The following is a 14,321-nucleotide window of genomic DNA, read 5'->3' on the forward strand; positions in this document are numbered from 1 at the left end:
ACACCATGCTGAATGGCGTTGTTGTGCTTGACTTTTCTCATTACTTGCCCGGCCCGTTTGCGAGCTGGCGTCTTGCCCAGCTTGGAGCCGAAGTCATTAAGATCGAGCCCCCATCTGGTGACCGGCTGCGTCCGTTCGCTGGTGGGAAGTTGTTTGCCTCGTACAATACCGGCAAAAAAAGCGTCGCCTTGGACTTAAAGACGGACGGGGGGCGCGAACAAGCCAGGCGTCTCGCCGCTCGTGCCGATGTGTTGATCGAGAGCTTCCGTCCCGGAGTGATGGCGCGGCTCGGGCTTGGTTATAACGACATTTGCTGCATAAACGAGCGCATCATCTACTGTTCGATCAGCGGTTTCGGTCAACAGAGTGATCGCTCGTTGCTTGGAAGCCATGACGTAAATTATATGGCGCTTTCGGGAGTACTTGCGCAGTTGGTGGATAAAAGTGGCCGCCCGGTTCATCCAAAAGTGACGTTCGCTGATTTTATTGGTGGCATGGCGGCGGCCGAGCGCATTTTAGCTGCACTGTTTGCCCGCGAGCGAACCGGCAAAGGCGCACATTTGGATGTCTCGCTTGTCGACGGCTTAACAGCAATGATGGCCGGCCATTTTGCCATCGAGCATGGCGGAGGGCCAAAAAACGGCCTTATGGAGCTTGCCGGGGAGGTCGTCTGTTACCAGTTATACGAGACAAAAGATGGCCGCTATATGAGCTTGGCCGCGCTTGAACCGCACTTTTGGCGCCAGTTTTGTGAAGCGGTTGGCCGCCCGGAGTGGACCGAAGCGCAGTGGGCGCCGGCTCGTCCGGGAGAGGCGGTATATGACGGGCTGGTCGCTTTGTTTCGCGAAAAAACGTTTTCTGAATGGAGCGCCTTTGCTGAAACGGTTGACGCTTGCCTCGCCCCAGTGCTCGAAACGGATGAAGCGAAGCAGCTGTTTGCCGACGACCGGCTTCGTCATCTTGTTCGGCTGCAGCCAGATGGCGTGTGGGCGGCCGCGCATGGGCCGGATGGGCAGTGGGGCGGCGGAGTGTCGCCACAAGTGAACGAACACGCATATTTATTGGTGGGGGAGGAATGACCATGATGAAAACACCGTTAAACATTTCGATGATGCTTGAGCGGGCGGAAATGTTTTTTCCGAAAAAGCAAGTCGTCTCCCGCATGAAAGGCGGCATCGTCCGCCATACATATAAGGAGATTGGCGAGCGGACGCGCAGACTCTCAAGCGTGTTGAAGCGGCTTGGGGTGGAAGTTGGCGACCGCGTTGGCACGTTTGCTTGGAACCATCACCGCCATTTGGAAGCATATTTTGCTATTCCAGGCATCGGAGCGGTGCTTCATACGATCAATATCCGCCTCTCCGCGCAGCATATCGCTTATATCATCAACCATGCCGACGACCGCGTCTTATTGATTGACGACGATTTGCTGCCGGTCATTGAAGCGGTGAAAGATGAGATTCCAAATGTTCGTGCCTTCATTGTTATGACAGACGCCGACGAACTGCCGGAGACGACGCTGTCGCCGGTGTATCATTATGAGAAACTGCTCGCTGAAGGCGATCCGTCGTTCCCATTCTTAAAAGACCTCGATGAATACCAACCGGCTGGTATGTGCTATACGTCGGCGACAACGGGAAATCCAAAAGGGGTCGTCTACACGCATCGGAGCACCGTCTTACACGCGATGGCGTTAGGATTAGCCGATACACAAGGGCTTTGCGAGCGCGATGTCATTATGCCAGTCGTGCCGATGTTTCACGTCAACGCCTGGGGGCTGCCGTTTGCCGCTACGTGGTTCGGTTCGACAATCGTTATGCCGGGGCCGGCGTTTACGCCGAAAGTGCTTGCCGAGCTGATTGAGGCTGAGCGGGTGACAATAACCGCCGGTGTGCCGACAATTTGGCTTGGGCTGCTGCAAGAATTGGAGAAAGGAAGCTATGATGTGACAAGCCTAACGCGCGTCGTTTGCGGCGGTTCGGCCGCGCCAAAAGGAGTGATCCGCGCCTTTGAAGAAAAATACGGCATTCCGTTCATTCACGCCTATGGGATGACGGAAACGAGCCCGCTTGTGCTCGTCTCGCGCCCGAAAAGTTATCAAGACGCATTGCCATATGAAGAGAAACTTGACATCCGCGCCAAGCAAGGGTTGCTTGCTCCAGGGCTGGAGATGAAAGTCATCGGCCAAAATGGACCGGTTCGTTGGGACGGCCAAGAAATGGGCGAACTTTGCTTGCGTGGGCCGTGGATTGCCGCTGAATATTATAACGACGAGCGGACGAAAGAGGCGTTTCGTGACGGCTGGCTCCATACCGGCGACGTCGTCACCGTTGACGAAGAAGGGTTCGTCAAAATCGTCGACCGGACGAAAGATGTTATTAAAAGCGGCGGCGAATGGATTTCTTCCGTTGATTTGGAAAATGCGCTCATGGCCCATGAGGCGGTGTTTGAAGCCGCGGTCGTCGCCGTTCCGCATCCAAAATGGCAGGAGCGCCCGATCGCCTGCGTTGTGTTGAAAGAAGGAAAGAGTGTCACGAAAGAAGAGCTGTACGACTTTTTGCGCCCGCAGTTTACGAAATGGTGGCTGCCGGATGACATCGTCTTTCTTGACGAAATTCCAAAAACGAGCGTTGGCAAGTTTTTGAAGAGGAAACTACGCGATGAGATGGCGGCGCGCTACGCCGATGCGGCAACAGAATAAAGGGGGAGACGTTATGGCTGAAACGATCGCAGTGATCGGATCTGGGGTGATGGGAAGCGGCATCGCGCAAACAGCGGCGATGGCGGGAAAAACGGTGTATCTATATGATGTGTCCGAAGCGGCCTTGCAAAACGGGCTCACTTCGGCTGAAAAAAGCTTGCGCCGCTTTGTCCAATCCGGCCGCATGTCCGAACAAGAAGCACAGGCGGCGCGTGGCCGTCTCCGTCCTACGACGGATTTGGCAGAAGCGGTCCGTGAAGCGGACGTTGTCATTGAAGCGGTGCCGGAAAACTTGGCATTGAAAAAAGAGGTGTTTCAAAAGCTTGATGAATTGGCAAAGCCAAGCGCCATTTTGGCGACGAACACATCAGAGTTGAGCGTTACCGCGCTTGCGGCCGCGACCAATCGGCCGGAGAACGTCATCGGTATGCATTGGTTCAATCCAGCACCGGTGATGAAGCTAATTGAAATTGTTAAAGGTGAAACGACGGCTGACGAAACGGTCGACGCCATCCGCCGCCTGTCCACAGAGCTTGGCAAAGAGACGGTTGTTGTCAAAGACCGTCAAGGATTTGTGACGACGCGGGCGATCGCCGCCCACATGATTGAATGCATCCGCATGTACGAAGAAGGAATCGCTTCTGCCGAGGATATCGATAAAGCGGTGCGGCTCGGTCTCAATTACCCGATGGGGCCGTTGGAGCTCGCCGACATGGTCGGGCTTGATACGCTCTTGTTTGTGAGTGAAAACATGACCGAGGCGTACGGCGACCGCTTCCGGGCACCGCAGCTGCTGCGCAAGCTCGTCGAAGCCGGACATTTAGGACGGAAGACCGGGAAAGGCTTTTATACGTATTGACACCCATTCGTCGCCTTGAAGGGCGGCGTTTAACGAAAGGGATAGTTGTTGTGAGGCGGATAACGGGAAAAGGAGCAATGACGAAGCGAAGCAGAAGGAGGAAATGGCATCATGCGTGAAGCGGTGATTGTTGAAGCCGTCAGAACACCGGTCGGTAAACGGAACGGCGTTTTTCGCGACGTTCATCCGGTCCATTTGGCCGCTACGGTGCTTGATGAAGTCGTGCGTCGGGCCGGCATTGAAAAAGGGCAGGTGGAAGATATCGTCATGGGCTGCGTGACGCCAATCGCCGAACAAGGATACAACATCGGCCGGCTTGCGGCGTTGGAGGCTGGATTTCCGATCGAAGTGCCAGCCGTGCAAATCAATCGAATGTGCGGCTCAGGACAGCAGGCGATCCATTTTGCTGCACAGGAAATCCGTTCAGGCGATATGGATGTCACCATTGCTGCAGGAGTCGAAAGTATGACGAAAGTTCCGATTTTAAGCGATGGCAACGAGCGGACCATTCCGCCGTCGCTTCATGAAAAGTACGAATTCATCCATCAAGGCGTCTCGGCGGAGCGAATCGCCAAAAAGTACGGCTTAACGCGCGAGCAGCTTGACGCTTACGCCTACGAAAGCCATCAGCGCGCTTTGGCCGCCTTGCGTGAAGGGAAGTTTCGCGCCGAAATCGTTCCGGTCAAAGGGCTGGACCGCGATGGTCGTGAAATCCTTGTCACCGATGACGAAGGGCCTCGTCCCGATACATCGCCGGAAGCGCTCGCCACGCTTAAGCCGGTGTTTCAAGAAGACGGCGTCATTACCGCCGGCAATGCGAGTCAAATGAGCGATGGGGCGGCCGCCATTTTGCTGATGGAGCAAGAGGTGGCGCGCCGATTCGGACTGAAACCGAGAGCGCGAATTATCGCGCAAACGGTCGTCGGCTCCGACCCGACGTATATGCTGGATGGTGTCATCCCCGCGACAAGGCAAGTGCTGAAAAAAGCCGGGCTCACGATCGAGGACATCGATCTCATTGAAATTAACGAAGCGTTCGCCCCAGTTGTGCTCGCCTGGCAAAAAGAAATCGGTGCTCCGCTGGAGAAAGTGAATGTCAACGGCGGCGCCATCGCACTCGGCCATCCGCTCGGCGCAACCGGCGTGAAGCTGATGACATCGCTCGTTCATGAGCTCGAACGGAGGAAGGGGCGCTACGGGCTGCTGACGATTTGCATCGGCCACGGCATGGCGACAGCAACAATCATCGAGCGTGAGTAAGGCGTGACAATACACATTGAGCTCGCACCATCAGCAGCGGGAGCGGCCAACAAGCCGCCAAGCCCGCTGCTTTTTTGCTTATGAAAAACCGTAGGACGGAGGGCGGGGATGTGATAAGATGAAGAAAAGCAGATAAAAAGGGGGGCGCTGCGCAAGATGAAGCAGCCCGTTCTTGCTTCCGTCTATTTGTCACTCGCTGCCAGCATTTGGGGCGGGATGTATGTCGTGAGCAAATACGTGTTGGACTACATCCCGCCGTTTACGCTCGTCTGGCTGCGTTATGCCATTGCCTTGGTTGTGCTTGTCGCGATTGTTGCGGCAAAACGGGAGCCCCTCCCAAAACATGGGCGCGACTGGGGGATGGTAATCGCAATCGGTGTCATCGGTTATATCGTTTCCATTTCGCTGCAATTTGTTGGCACGAAATGGTCGAATGCCCATACTGCTTCCCTCATTACCGCTTCAACACCGGCGTTTGTCGTTTTATTTGCCCGTTGGCTTCTTGGCGAAGCGCTCACATGGCGGAAGCTTGCCGCATTGTTGTTGGCGACAGCGGGGGTCATCGTCATCGTCGGCCTCGGGGGCGGTGGGGAGTCGACATTTGCCGGAAATATGGCGTTAGTTGGCGCAGCGGTCACTTGGGCGCTGTTGTCGGTGCTGGTGAAAATGGCATCGGCTCGCTTATCCGTCCTTTCCATCACGACATTCGCCATCTTGGTGGCGTTTATCGGCATGACGCCGATGCTGATGGTGGAAAGTCCAGAGCTGACCGCTGTTCACTGGAATGCACTCGTCGTGTTGGGCGTGTTGTACCTTGGCATCGTGTCAACAGCAGGCGCGTTTTTCTTGTGGAACAAAGGGTTGGAAATGATCGACGCCGGCATCGGCTCGCTCTTTTTCTTTTTCCAACCACTCGTCGGTTCGCTCTTTGGCTGGCTGTTTTTGCATGAGCAGCTTGACGTTAGCTTTTGGATAGGCGGGGTGCTGATTGTTGCTGGGGTCGTAGTGGCCGTGCGAAGCGAGCAAAGCGCGTAAGAAGGAATACGAAACAAAAAGCGAAGCGCCTGCGTTGGGCGTCTTCGCCTTCATGCTTACGATTTTGCTTGTCGAACGGAATGGTTTTTGATGGTCATTGCTCCGAGTGCCGCGCATACGAGGGCGCATCCGGACAAAACGATCGCTAGCCATGTTCCGCCCGCTGTCGTCGCATCCATGAAAGGAAGTGCAAGCCCAGGAAGCGTTGCACTGAAGACAAACAACACATAGGCAAATGTGCGTTGATTCAAATAAGATGCAGCGAGAATAAGCAAATAGACGGTGCAAACGATGAGCAAACTTGGAAAAACAGGGCGGAATTTGGCGGCATATACGAAATAGTCAAGCTGAGAAATGTCGTGCTCATGAACTACTGGGCCGGCGAGCCAGTGTGAAAATGGCGTTGAGTATTTCCATTCCCAAGGATCGTCGAGAATCGCGCTTCCTTCATACCAAGATACTAAAGCAGAAAAGAACCAAATCATCGCAACGACGCCGAATTGGATGAGTCGATACATATCGATGGTCTCCTCCTTTTCATATAAGCCATTTTGCTTCCATGCGCCTTTATTACGATGAACGCGCAGGGAGAAGACATGTGTCCGATTCGCCGAAATAATCATCCCTGCTGGATGTCCTAGAAACGATCGGATTGTGTCAAGATGGATGGGAGAACGATGAACCGACATCCAACAAGCGCTCTTGGAAGATCGTGCTTATGTGAAAGTCGAATGCACCGATGCCATTCGTCGGGCAAAGCCAGCCCGTTGTCATAAAGAAAAAGTTGCTTGTTGCTTGGAGTTATGCGGAGGTGTCCCAAAAGGCGCGGGACACCTTTTCTTGTTACCGCATGCAACACAATCAAGAAAGAACAGATGTTGTGTTTTGTTGAAAAAACATGACCGTTTCGGATCCGCCTTTTCTTTGGGCGTTGGTATGATTTTACGAGAATCGTATATCGTCATCACTAAGTGAAGGGGATGTTCGAATAAGGATTACAAAAATTGAAAAATGGAAGACAATATTGAAAGAACGGTCATGTTTTCAATCACTCTCCTCCAACCGCTCGGCGCGGCAGTTTCCAGCCATATGTGTACGACAAAATACGAAGGGCGGCGACGACAGTAAACAGTACATACAGTTCCACTGGCGACTCTGTCCATTTCAACCCGATAGCGAGACCGGCTAAAATCGCCCAGACGGCGTAGATTTCCGAGCGCAACACAAGCGGCTTTCTTCCCGCCAACACATCGCGGATGATGCCGCCGCCGCTACCGGTCAACACAGCGGCGACGATGACTGCGCTTAACGGATGTCCCATGTTCACGGCATACAGTGCTCCTTGAATGGAAAATGCTGACAGGCCGAGAGCATCAAAAAAGTTGCCCCATCGCTTCCACGGCGGGAGCATTTGTTTTGGGAACAAATACACAACAGTCATCGAAGCTAAGGCGACAAGAAAAAGCGGACCTTGTTGCCATAACGCGGATACAGGAATCCCGATCAACAAATTGCGCACTGCCCCTCCGCCAAAGGCGGTGACGATCCCTAAAATGTACACCCCAAGCAAATCGTACTCTTCTTCCATCGCAACGATCGCCCCGCTGATGGCAAAGGCAATGGTTCCGATGATGCTTAACACTTCCCACGTCATTCTCGCTGTTCCTTTCCATGCTGTTTTCCTGTATCATTGTAGGGGCAAAAACGGCGGGAAATCAATCATTTTTTGAACGAACTGGCAGGGTGGCAGCTGGATTTGGTATGATGAGAGCAGAGAAAAAGGACCGTTAGAAAGGAAGGGATGTCATGGGCCGAGAACAAGCGATCGTCGTCGGCTGTCAACTCGCCGGTGTTGATGACGAACGGTTCCGCTATTCAATGGAGGAGCTCGCTTCACTCGTTGCGACAGCGAGCGGCGAAGTGGTGGCGGAACTTGTGCAAAAACGCGAATCGCCGCATCCGGCAACGTATATCGGCAAAGGGAAAACAGAAGAGCTTGCCGCCATCGTCAAGCAGCTGGAGCCGGATCTCGTCGTCTTCAACAGCGAGCTGTCGCCAAGCCAAGCCCGCAATTTGACGAACATGCTTGGTGAGGTGAAAGTCATTGACCGGACGCAGCTCATTTTAGATATCTTTGCTCAGCGTGCCCGTTCGAAAGAAGGAAAGCTGCAAGTTGAGCTCGCCCAGCTCGAGTATATGCTGCCGCGCCTTAGCGGCCAAGGGGCGGCGTTATCTCGCCTTGGTGGCGGCATCGGCACGCGCGGCCCGGGGGAGACGAAGCTTGAAACGGATCGCCGTCACATTCGCCGCCGCATCGATGACATTAAAGGCGAGCTGCGGCGCGTCGCCGAGCATCGCGGGCGATATCGGGAGCGTCGGCAAAAAAACCGCGCATTTCAAGTAGCGCTTGTCGGTTATACAAACGCTGGCAAATCGACGCTCTTTAACCGGTTGACCGCTGCCGACTCGTTGGAAGAAAACTTGCTGTTTGCCACGCTCGATCCGCTGACGCGCAAGTGCATTTTGCCGTGCGGGTATACGGTGCTTCTCACCGATACGGTCGGATTTATTCAAGATTTGCCGACGACGCTTGTCGCCGCGTTTCGCTCAACGCTTGAAGAAGTGAAAGAAGCGGATTTACTGCTTCATGTCGTCGACTCGTCGCATCCGGATTACGCTGAACATGAGCGTACCGTATTGCAGCTTTTGGCGGAACTAGGAGCTTCTTCGATTCCGACCGTCACCGTTTACAATAAAAGCGACCGGCAAGCGCCACAATTTCTCCCGACAACAACTGATGCAATCGTGATGAGCGCACTCTCGGCCACCGATGTTGACCGGCTCCGCCGCTTTATCGAAGAAGCGGTGAAACAGCAAATGAGTCGTTACGACGTATCAATTCCGAGCGGAAAAGGAAAATTGCTTGCTCAGTTAAAAACGGACACAATTTTGCAGGAATGGCATTATAATGAACAAGGGGGCACGTACGAGTGCCAAGGGTACGTGCTGCCGACGCACCCGCTATATGGGGAGCTTCAATTATTTCAACGATAGAAAGGGTTTATCTATGTTTTGGACACAGTGGAGATACGGAGAAACAATCGCTGCTCTCATCGAGGAAGTTGAAGCACAAATTGCGCCGATCCACCGCTCCATCGATGAACGTGTCGAGGCGAACCAATATCGCGTGCTCGACAGTTTTCGCCGCCATCAAGTGAGCGACGGCCATTTCATCCCGACGACTGGCTACGGTTATGACGATACAGGGCGCGATACGCTTGATCGCATTTACGCGGATGTATTTGGCGCAGAAGCGGGCCTTGTCCGTCCGCAAATCATTTCTGGCACGCACGCGATCGCCATCGCGCTGTTTGGCGTGCTGCGCCCGGGCGATGAACTGCTTTACATCACCGGGGCTCCGTACGACACGCTTGAAGAGATCGTCGGCGTTCGCGGCAGCGGCGTCGGCTCACTGAAAGAGTTTGGGATTCGTTATCGGAGCGTACCGCTTACGGCGGACGGAGCGGTTGATTTTCCAGCGGTGCGTGAAGCGATGAACGAACGGACGAAAATGATTGGCATTCAGCGCTCGCGCGGCTACGCGACACGTCCATCGTTTACGGTCGACGAAATCGCCGAGATGATCGCTTTTGTCAAGGCAATCAAGCCAGATGTCGTCGTGTTTGTCGACAACTGCTATGGCGAGTTTGTCGAGGAGAAAGAGCCATGCCATGTCGGCGCTGATCTCATGGCCGGCTCGCTCATTAAAAACCCAGGAGGGGGACTGGCAAAAACGGGTGGCTATCTTGTCGGAAAGCGGAAGTATGTCGAAGCGTGCGCCTATCGGATGACTTCACCGGGCATCGGCGCCGAAGTCGGCCCGTCGCTGTACAGCCTGCCTGATATGTACCAAGGATTTTTCCTGGCTCCACATGTTGTCGGACAGGCGCTCAAAGGAGCGGTGTTCACCGCCGCAATGCTTGAGCGGGTGGGACTCGAGACATCGCCGGCATGGGACGCCAAGCGCACCGATCTTGTACAGTCAGTTCGTTTTGACGATCCAGAGCAAATGGTTGCTTTTTGTCAAGCCATCCAAGCTTCTTCCCCGGTGAACGCCCATTTTACTCCATACCCGAGCGAGATGCCCGGCTATGAGGACAAAGTCATCATGGCCGCTGGTACGTTCGTGCAAGGAGCGAGCATTGAGTTGACGGCAGACGGGCCACTGCGCCCGCCATATGTCGCATACGTTCAAGGCGGTCTTACGTATTCACACGTGAAAATCGCTGTTTGTTCGGCGGTTCACCGCTTGCTTGAACAGCAGTTGATTTGTTTGTGAGAAAATGTAACATCTCATTGACTCATTTCTTAACATTATGGTAAAATAAAGGTATCAAAAGCGAGGAGGAATTGGCATGAGCAGCCACATTCGTCGTTCCATGCCATTGTTTCCGATTGGGATCGTGATGCAGCTGACGGACTTATCAGCGCGCCAAATCCGCTATTATGAAGAGCACGGCCTCGTTATGCCAGCGCGCACCGAGGGCAACCGGCGGCTGTTTTCGCTCAATGATATCGACCGTTTGCTTGAAATTAAAGATTTAATTGACCAAGGTGTCAACCTTGCCGGCATTAAGCGAATTTTTGCCGCTCAGCAAGAGGGGCACCATGAACCGTCAGAAAAAGTTGGAAAAGCAGAAAAACCGAAGCTGTCGGACGAGGAGTTGCGCGAAATGTTGCGGACGGAGTTGCTGCAGGCCGGACGGTTTCAGCGCGCATCGCTTCGCCAAGGAGATCTCGCTCGCTTCTTTCATTAATGATGGAAAATGATTTCGGAGCCGGGGAGGAGTTTAGATATGGCAAAATATACGCGCGAAGACATTATGCGCATCGTCAAAGAAGAAAACGTCAAGTACATTCGCCTGCAATTCACCGATATTTTGGGTACGATCAAAAACGTCGAAATTCCGATCAGTCAGCTTGAGAAGGCGCTTAACAATAAAATGATGTTTGACGGATCATCGATCGAGGGATTTGTCCGCATCGAAGAATCGGACATGTATTTATACCCTGATTTAGATACATTTGTCATCTTTCCGTGGACCGCGGAAAAAGGGAAAGTCGCCCGCTTTATTTGTGACATTTACAATGCGGATGGCACACCGTTTGAAGGCTGCCCGCGCTACAATTTAAAACGCGTGCTGAAGGAAATGGAAGCGCTCGGCTTTACGGCGTTCAACTTAGGGGCGGAGCCGGAATTTTTCCTCTTTAAGCTCGATGAAAATGGGCGTCCGACGATGGAATTGAATGACCGCGGCGGCTATTTCGATTTGGCGCCGACCGACTTGGGAGAAAACTGCCGGCGCGACATCGTGCTTGAGCTTGAGGAAATGGGGTTTGAAATTGAAGCATCGCACCACGAAGTCGCCCCGGGGCAGCACGAGATCGATTTTAAATATGCCCATGCTATCAAAGCATGCGACGACATTCAAACGTTTAAGCTTGTCGTCAAGACGATCGCTCGCAAACATGGGCTGCACGCGACGTTTATGCCGAAGCCGATTTTCGGCATTAACGGTTCGGGAATGCACTGCAACTTATCGTTGTTCCGCAATAACGAAAACGCCTTTTTTGATCCGAACAGCGATTTGCAGTTGAGCGATACGGCGCGGCAGTTTATCGCCGGTGTGCTGAAACATGCGCCAAACTTTACGGCGGTGACGAACCCGACGGTCAACTCGTATAAGCGGCTTGTTCCAGGCTATGAGGCTCCATGTTATGTTGCTTGGTCGGCGCACAACCGCAGCCCGCTCATCCGTATTCCGTCTTCGCGCGGCATGAGCACCCGCATTGAAGTGCGCAGTGTCGACCCGGCGGCGAACCCGTACTTGGCGATGGCCGTGCTGTTGGCGGCTGGGCTTGACGGTATTCGCAACAAGCTCACTCCTCCGGCGCCGGTTGACCGAAATATTTACGTCATGACAAAAGAAGAACGGCTTGAAGAAGGGATTGTCGATTTGCCGGCGACGCTGATCGAAGCGCTCGACAATTTAAAATCGGATGAGGTGATCATCCAAGCGCTTGGCAAACATTTATTCGAGCATTTCGTCGAAGCGAAAGAAATCGAGTGGGATATGTATCGGACAACGGTCCATCAATGGGAATTGGACCAATATATGGAGCTGTACTAATCATAAAAGCTGCCCCGACAAACGGGGCAGCTTTTGTTATGGAGCACGGCGCTGAACGGACTTTTAGTTGATCAGACGATAGACGCCAATCACTTTACCGAGAATCGTGCAGTCACGGACGATGATCGGTTCGAGATGGACGTTTTCCGGCTGCAGGCGGATATGGTCTTTTTCTTTGAAAAATCGTTTCACCGTTGCTTCGTTTTCCTCCGTCATGGCAACGACGATGTCACCGTTGTTAGCGGACGACTGCTGGCGGACGATCACGTAGTCGCCGTCCAAAATGCCGGCCTCGATCATGCTGTCGCCCATCACTTCAAGCATAAACAGCTGTTCTTCGCCGGCAGCAAGCCGTTTCGGCAGCGGGAAATAGTCCTCAATATTTTCAACGGCGGTGATCGGCTGGCCGGCTGTCACCTTGCCGATCATCGGCACGGAAATGACCTCCTCTTTTTCCCTTTCTTTTGTCAGATCGCTGTCCAAAATTTCAATGGCGCGCGGCTTCGTTGGGTCGCGACGGATGTACCCTTTGCTTTCTAGACGCGCAAGGTGGCCGTGGACGGTTGAACTCGATGCCAAACCGACTGCTTCCCCGATTTCCCTTACCGACGGAGGATAGCCTTTCGTTTTCACTTCTTGCTTGATAAACTCTAAAATTTGTTGCTGCCGTTTGGACAGTTTCGTCATCCTTTTTCACACCCTCTTGCCACATCATTTGTTTTCATTATAGCACGGGCGAAATGGAAAAACAAACATAAGTTCGAGTTTTTATTGACGAGAACAAACGTTCTTGATTATAATGAAAGAAAAGGCGAACACACATTCTAGAAAAAGGGTGGGGGAAATGAAGAAAACGTTGCTGCATTACCTCATTTTTTCGTGTTTGCTCGCACTCGTCTTGGTAGGATTCGTCTACGCCAGCAGCCCGATTGACAAAAAACAATACATGACGGTAACGGTCGCCTCCGGCGATACGCTTTGGGGGCTCGCGAAGCAATACGAGCCGGCGCACGGCTTGTCGCCGGACGAATTTATTCGTTGGGTGGTCGATGTCAATCGTTTGCCGAGCTCGCGCCTCACCGCCGGTGAACAAATCGTCATCCCTGTGTTAAAATCAAAGCAGGACGGCTCATTGGCCGTCAAGCGGTGATAGAAAGAAGGGATGGTCATGAAGGCGGTCATTTACTGCCGTGTCAGCACGGATAAAACGGAGCAGGAAACATCGCTTGCACGGCAGCGCACCGAACTGGAGAAGCTGGCGAAAGAGTGCGGCTTTGACGTCATCAAAGTGATCGCCGAGCAGGCGAGCGGCTACGAAGCCGACCGTGACGGAGTACTCGAGCTGCTTGCGCTTTGTGAAGAAGAGGAGGTCGACGCCTTACTCATTCAAGATGAAACACGACTCGGGCGTGGCCATGCGCGCATGGCAGTGTTGCACTGCTTGAAAAAAAGAGGGGTGAAAATATACAGCGCCAGCCACCATGGAGAGATGCCGCTGTCAGAGGCTGATGAGATGGTGCTGTCGATTATTGCCATCGTCGAGGAGTATCAACGGAAAATACATAATGCGAAGATTAAGCGCGGGATGCAGCGGGCCATTGCCCGTGGTTACCGGCCGGAGCGGAACTTAACGCGCCGTGGGGAAAACGCTGGGCGCGATCGGATTGAGCTGCCAGTCGAAGAGATCGTTCGCCTGCGCGAGCGCGGCTTGACGTTTGCGGACATCGCTGCGACGCTCCGGAGCTTTGGTTACGAGGCGTCCAAAGCGACCGTCCATCGCCGCTATCAAGAGTATATGGATGAACAGCAAGGGCGGCATTGACTGCGTGTTGTCCTTGGCTCTGAAGGTGCGGATCGGCAAAGAAAGAAGGTCAAGATGTCATCGTTGCCATCTCCCCGTGTCATCGGATAAGATAAAACAGAACGATAATATGGTAGATAGGAGAAGATGCTCAATGCTTGCCAAACATAAATTGGCCCGCATCAATGAGCTGGCCAAAAAGGCAAAAACGGTCGGCTTGTCGCCGGAAGAAGTGATGGAGCAGGCAAAGCTGCGCCGCGAATACATTCAGGCGTTTCGCAAAGCGATGACCGATATGCTTCACACGGTGAAGGTCATCGACCCGAACGGCAATGACGTGACGCCTAAAAAATTAAAGGAAAGCCAGCGCCATCGCCTCCATTAACCGGCAGTTAAGAAAGGCGAAGGCTCCTTGTTTTTTGACAGCGAAAATAACGTTGTACAAAGAAGTCAATTTTCTATATGATAGTAAAT

The 14,321-nt window shown here is 53.3% G+C and carries 15 protein-coding genes; 12 read left to right on the forward strand and 3 right to left on the reverse strand.

Going from position 1 to position 14,321, the window contains the following annotated elements; genetic code table 11:
- Positions 1-5: 5 nt before the first annotated feature.
- The 5 genes from NSQ22_RS06855 (at position 6) to NSQ22_RS06875 (ending at position 5,855) form a co-directional block, all read left to right on the forward strand.
- Positions 6-1,079 carry a CaiB/BaiF CoA-transferase family protein gene (locus NSQ22_RS06855; protein ID WP_011887182.1) on the forward strand — a complete coding sequence of 358 codons (1,074 nt, stop codon included), beginning with the start codon at positions 6-8 and terminating at the stop codon, positions 1,077-1,079.
- 2 nt (positions 1,080-1,081) lie between these two features.
- Positions 1,082-2,701, forward strand: a complete 1,620-nt coding sequence (locus NSQ22_RS06860; RefSeq protein WP_011887183.1) for a long-chain fatty acid--CoA ligase — start codon at positions 1,082-1,084, stop codon at positions 2,699-2,701.
- 13 nt (positions 2,702-2,714) lie between these two features.
- Positions 2,715-3,560 carry a 3-hydroxyacyl-CoA dehydrogenase family protein gene (locus NSQ22_RS06865; protein WP_011887184.1) on the forward strand — a complete coding sequence of 282 codons (846 nt, stop codon included), beginning with the start codon at positions 2,715-2,717 and terminating at the stop codon, positions 3,558-3,560.
- A 111-nt stretch (positions 3,561-3,671) separates the two neighbouring features.
- On the forward strand, positions 3,672-4,820 hold the full coding sequence (locus tag NSQ22_RS06870) for a thiolase family protein (protein ID WP_008879539.1): 1,149 nt from the start codon (positions 3,672-3,674) through the stop codon (positions 4,818-4,820).
- 156 nt (positions 4,821-4,976) lie between these two features.
- The gene (locus tag NSQ22_RS06875; RefSeq protein WP_060475767.1) at positions 4,977-5,855 is read left to right on the forward strand and encodes a DMT family transporter; all 879 of its coding nucleotides are present in this window, start codon (positions 4,977-4,979) and stop codon (positions 5,853-5,855) included.
- A 56-nt stretch (positions 5,856-5,911) separates the two neighbouring features.
- Here the strand turns inward: NSQ22_RS06875 and NSQ22_RS06880 are convergent, their stop codons facing one another.
- Positions 5,912-6,373, reverse strand: coding sequence for a YjdJ family protein (locus tag NSQ22_RS06880; RefSeq protein ID WP_223812832.1), 462 nt, complete (start codon positions 6,371-6,373; stop codon positions 5,912-5,914).
- A 530-nt stretch (positions 6,374-6,903) separates the two neighbouring features.
- Positions 6,904-7,509, reverse strand: a complete 606-nt coding sequence (locus NSQ22_RS06885; protein WP_008879536.1) for a trimeric intracellular cation channel family protein — start codon at positions 7,507-7,509, stop codon at positions 6,904-6,906.
- 152 nt (positions 7,510-7,661) lie between these two features.
- Between NSQ22_RS06885 and hflX the strand changes: the two genes are divergently transcribed.
- From hflX to glnA, 4 genes are all read left to right on the forward strand, one after another.
- Positions 7,662-8,909: a GTPase HflX gene (hflX, locus tag NSQ22_RS06890; RefSeq protein WP_008879535.1), complete on the forward strand. Its 1,248-nt coding sequence runs from the start codon at positions 7,662-7,664 to the stop codon at positions 8,907-8,909.
- A 13-nt stretch (positions 8,910-8,922) separates the two neighbouring features.
- Positions 8,923-10,194: a methionine gamma-lyase family protein gene (locus NSQ22_RS06895; protein WP_008879534.1), complete on the forward strand. Its 1,272-nt coding sequence runs from the start codon at positions 8,923-8,925 to the stop codon at positions 10,192-10,194.
- Between the two features lie 76 nt (positions 10,195-10,270).
- Positions 10,271-10,672: a MerR family transcriptional regulator gene (locus NSQ22_RS06900; RefSeq protein WP_008879533.1), complete on the forward strand. Its 402-nt coding sequence runs from the start codon at positions 10,271-10,273 to the stop codon at positions 10,670-10,672.
- 39 nt (positions 10,673-10,711) lie between these two features.
- Complete coding sequence (gene glnA, locus NSQ22_RS06905; protein ID WP_060475769.1) at positions 10,712-12,046, forward strand: type I glutamate--ammonia ligase; 1,335 nt, start codon at positions 10,712-10,714, stop codon at positions 12,044-12,046.
- A gap of 63 nt (positions 12,047-12,109) precedes the next feature.
- Here the strand turns inward: glnA and lexA are convergent, their stop codons facing one another.
- Complete coding sequence (lexA, locus tag NSQ22_RS06910; protein WP_008879531.1) at positions 12,110-12,733, reverse strand: transcriptional repressor LexA; 624 nt, start codon at positions 12,731-12,733, stop codon at positions 12,110-12,112.
- A gap of 157 nt (positions 12,734-12,890) precedes the next feature.
- Between lexA and yneA the strand changes: the two genes are divergently transcribed.
- The 3 genes from yneA (at position 12,891) to NSQ22_RS06925 (ending at position 14,232) form a co-directional block, all read left to right on the forward strand.
- The gene (gene yneA, locus NSQ22_RS06915) at positions 12,891-13,196 is read left to right on the forward strand and encodes a cell division suppressor protein YneA (protein ID WP_008879530.1); all 306 of its coding nucleotides are present in this window, start codon (positions 12,891-12,893) and stop codon (positions 13,194-13,196) included.
- Positions 13,197-13,214: 18 nt separating this feature from the next.
- Positions 13,215-13,868, forward strand: a complete 654-nt coding sequence (locus tag NSQ22_RS06920; RefSeq protein ID WP_008879529.1) for a recombinase family protein — start codon at positions 13,215-13,217, stop codon at positions 13,866-13,868.
- A gap of 133 nt (positions 13,869-14,001) precedes the next feature.
- The gene (locus NSQ22_RS06925) at positions 14,002-14,232 is read left to right on the forward strand and encodes a DUF896 domain-containing protein (protein ID WP_008879528.1); all 231 of its coding nucleotides are present in this window, start codon (positions 14,002-14,004) and stop codon (positions 14,230-14,232) included.
- Positions 14,233-14,321: the final 89 nt, after the last annotated feature.

Origin of the sequence: Geobacillus sp. FSL K6-3411, assembly GCF_037965715.1 — a bacterium.
Classification (GTDB): domain Bacteria; phylum Bacillota; class Bacilli; order Bacillales; family Anoxybacillaceae; genus Geobacillus; species Geobacillus thermodenitrificans.

Excerpts from the sequence above, each read along its gene's own strand:
- glnA (WP_060475769.1), top strand. The coding sequence starts at position 10,712 with ATGGCAAAATATACGCGCGAAGACATTATGCGCATCGTCAAAGAAGAA.
- hflX (WP_008879535.1), top strand. The coding sequence starts at position 7,662 with ATGGGCCGAGAACAAGCGATCGTCGTCGGCTGTCAACTCGCCGGTGTT.
- NSQ22_RS06885 (WP_008879536.1), bottom strand. The coding sequence starts at position 7,509 with ATGACGTGGGAAGTGTTAAGCATCATCGGAACCATTGCCTTTGCCATC.
- NSQ22_RS06900 (WP_008879533.1), top strand. The coding sequence starts at position 10,271 with ATGAGCAGCCACATTCGTCGTTCCATGCCATTGTTTCCGATTGGGATC.
- NSQ22_RS06860 (WP_011887183.1), top strand. The coding sequence starts at position 1,082 with ATGATGAAAACACCGTTAAACATTTCGATGATGCTTGAGCGGGCGGAA.
- lexA (WP_008879531.1), bottom strand. The coding sequence starts at position 12,733 with ATGACGAAACTGTCCAAACGGCAGCAACAAATTTTAGAGTTTATCAAG.
- NSQ22_RS06920 (WP_008879529.1), top strand. The coding sequence starts at position 13,215 with ATGAAGGCGGTCATTTACTGCCGTGTCAGCACGGATAAAACGGAGCAG.
- NSQ22_RS06870 (WP_008879539.1), top strand. The coding sequence starts at position 3,672 with ATGCGTGAAGCGGTGATTGTTGAAGCCGTCAGAACACCGGTCGGTAAA.
- NSQ22_RS06880 (WP_223812832.1), bottom strand. The coding sequence starts at position 6,373 with ATGTATCGACTCATCCAATTCGGCGTCGTTGCGATGATTTGGTTCTTT.
- NSQ22_RS06875 (WP_060475767.1), top strand. The coding sequence starts at position 4,977 with ATGAAGCAGCCCGTTCTTGCTTCCGTCTATTTGTCACTCGCTGCCAGC.
- NSQ22_RS06855 (WP_011887182.1), top strand. The coding sequence starts at position 6 with ATGCTGAATGGCGTTGTTGTGCTTGACTTTTCTCATTACTTGCCCGGC.
- NSQ22_RS06925 (WP_008879528.1), top strand. The coding sequence starts at position 14,002 with ATGCTTGCCAAACATAAATTGGCCCGCATCAATGAGCTGGCCAAAAAG.
- NSQ22_RS06865 (WP_011887184.1), top strand. The coding sequence starts at position 2,715 with ATGGCTGAAACGATCGCAGTGATCGGATCTGGGGTGATGGGAAGCGGC.
- NSQ22_RS06895 (WP_008879534.1), top strand. The coding sequence starts at position 8,923 with ATGTTTTGGACACAGTGGAGATACGGAGAAACAATCGCTGCTCTCATC.
- yneA (WP_008879530.1), top strand. The coding sequence starts at position 12,891 with ATGAAGAAAACGTTGCTGCATTACCTCATTTTTTCGTGTTTGCTCGCA.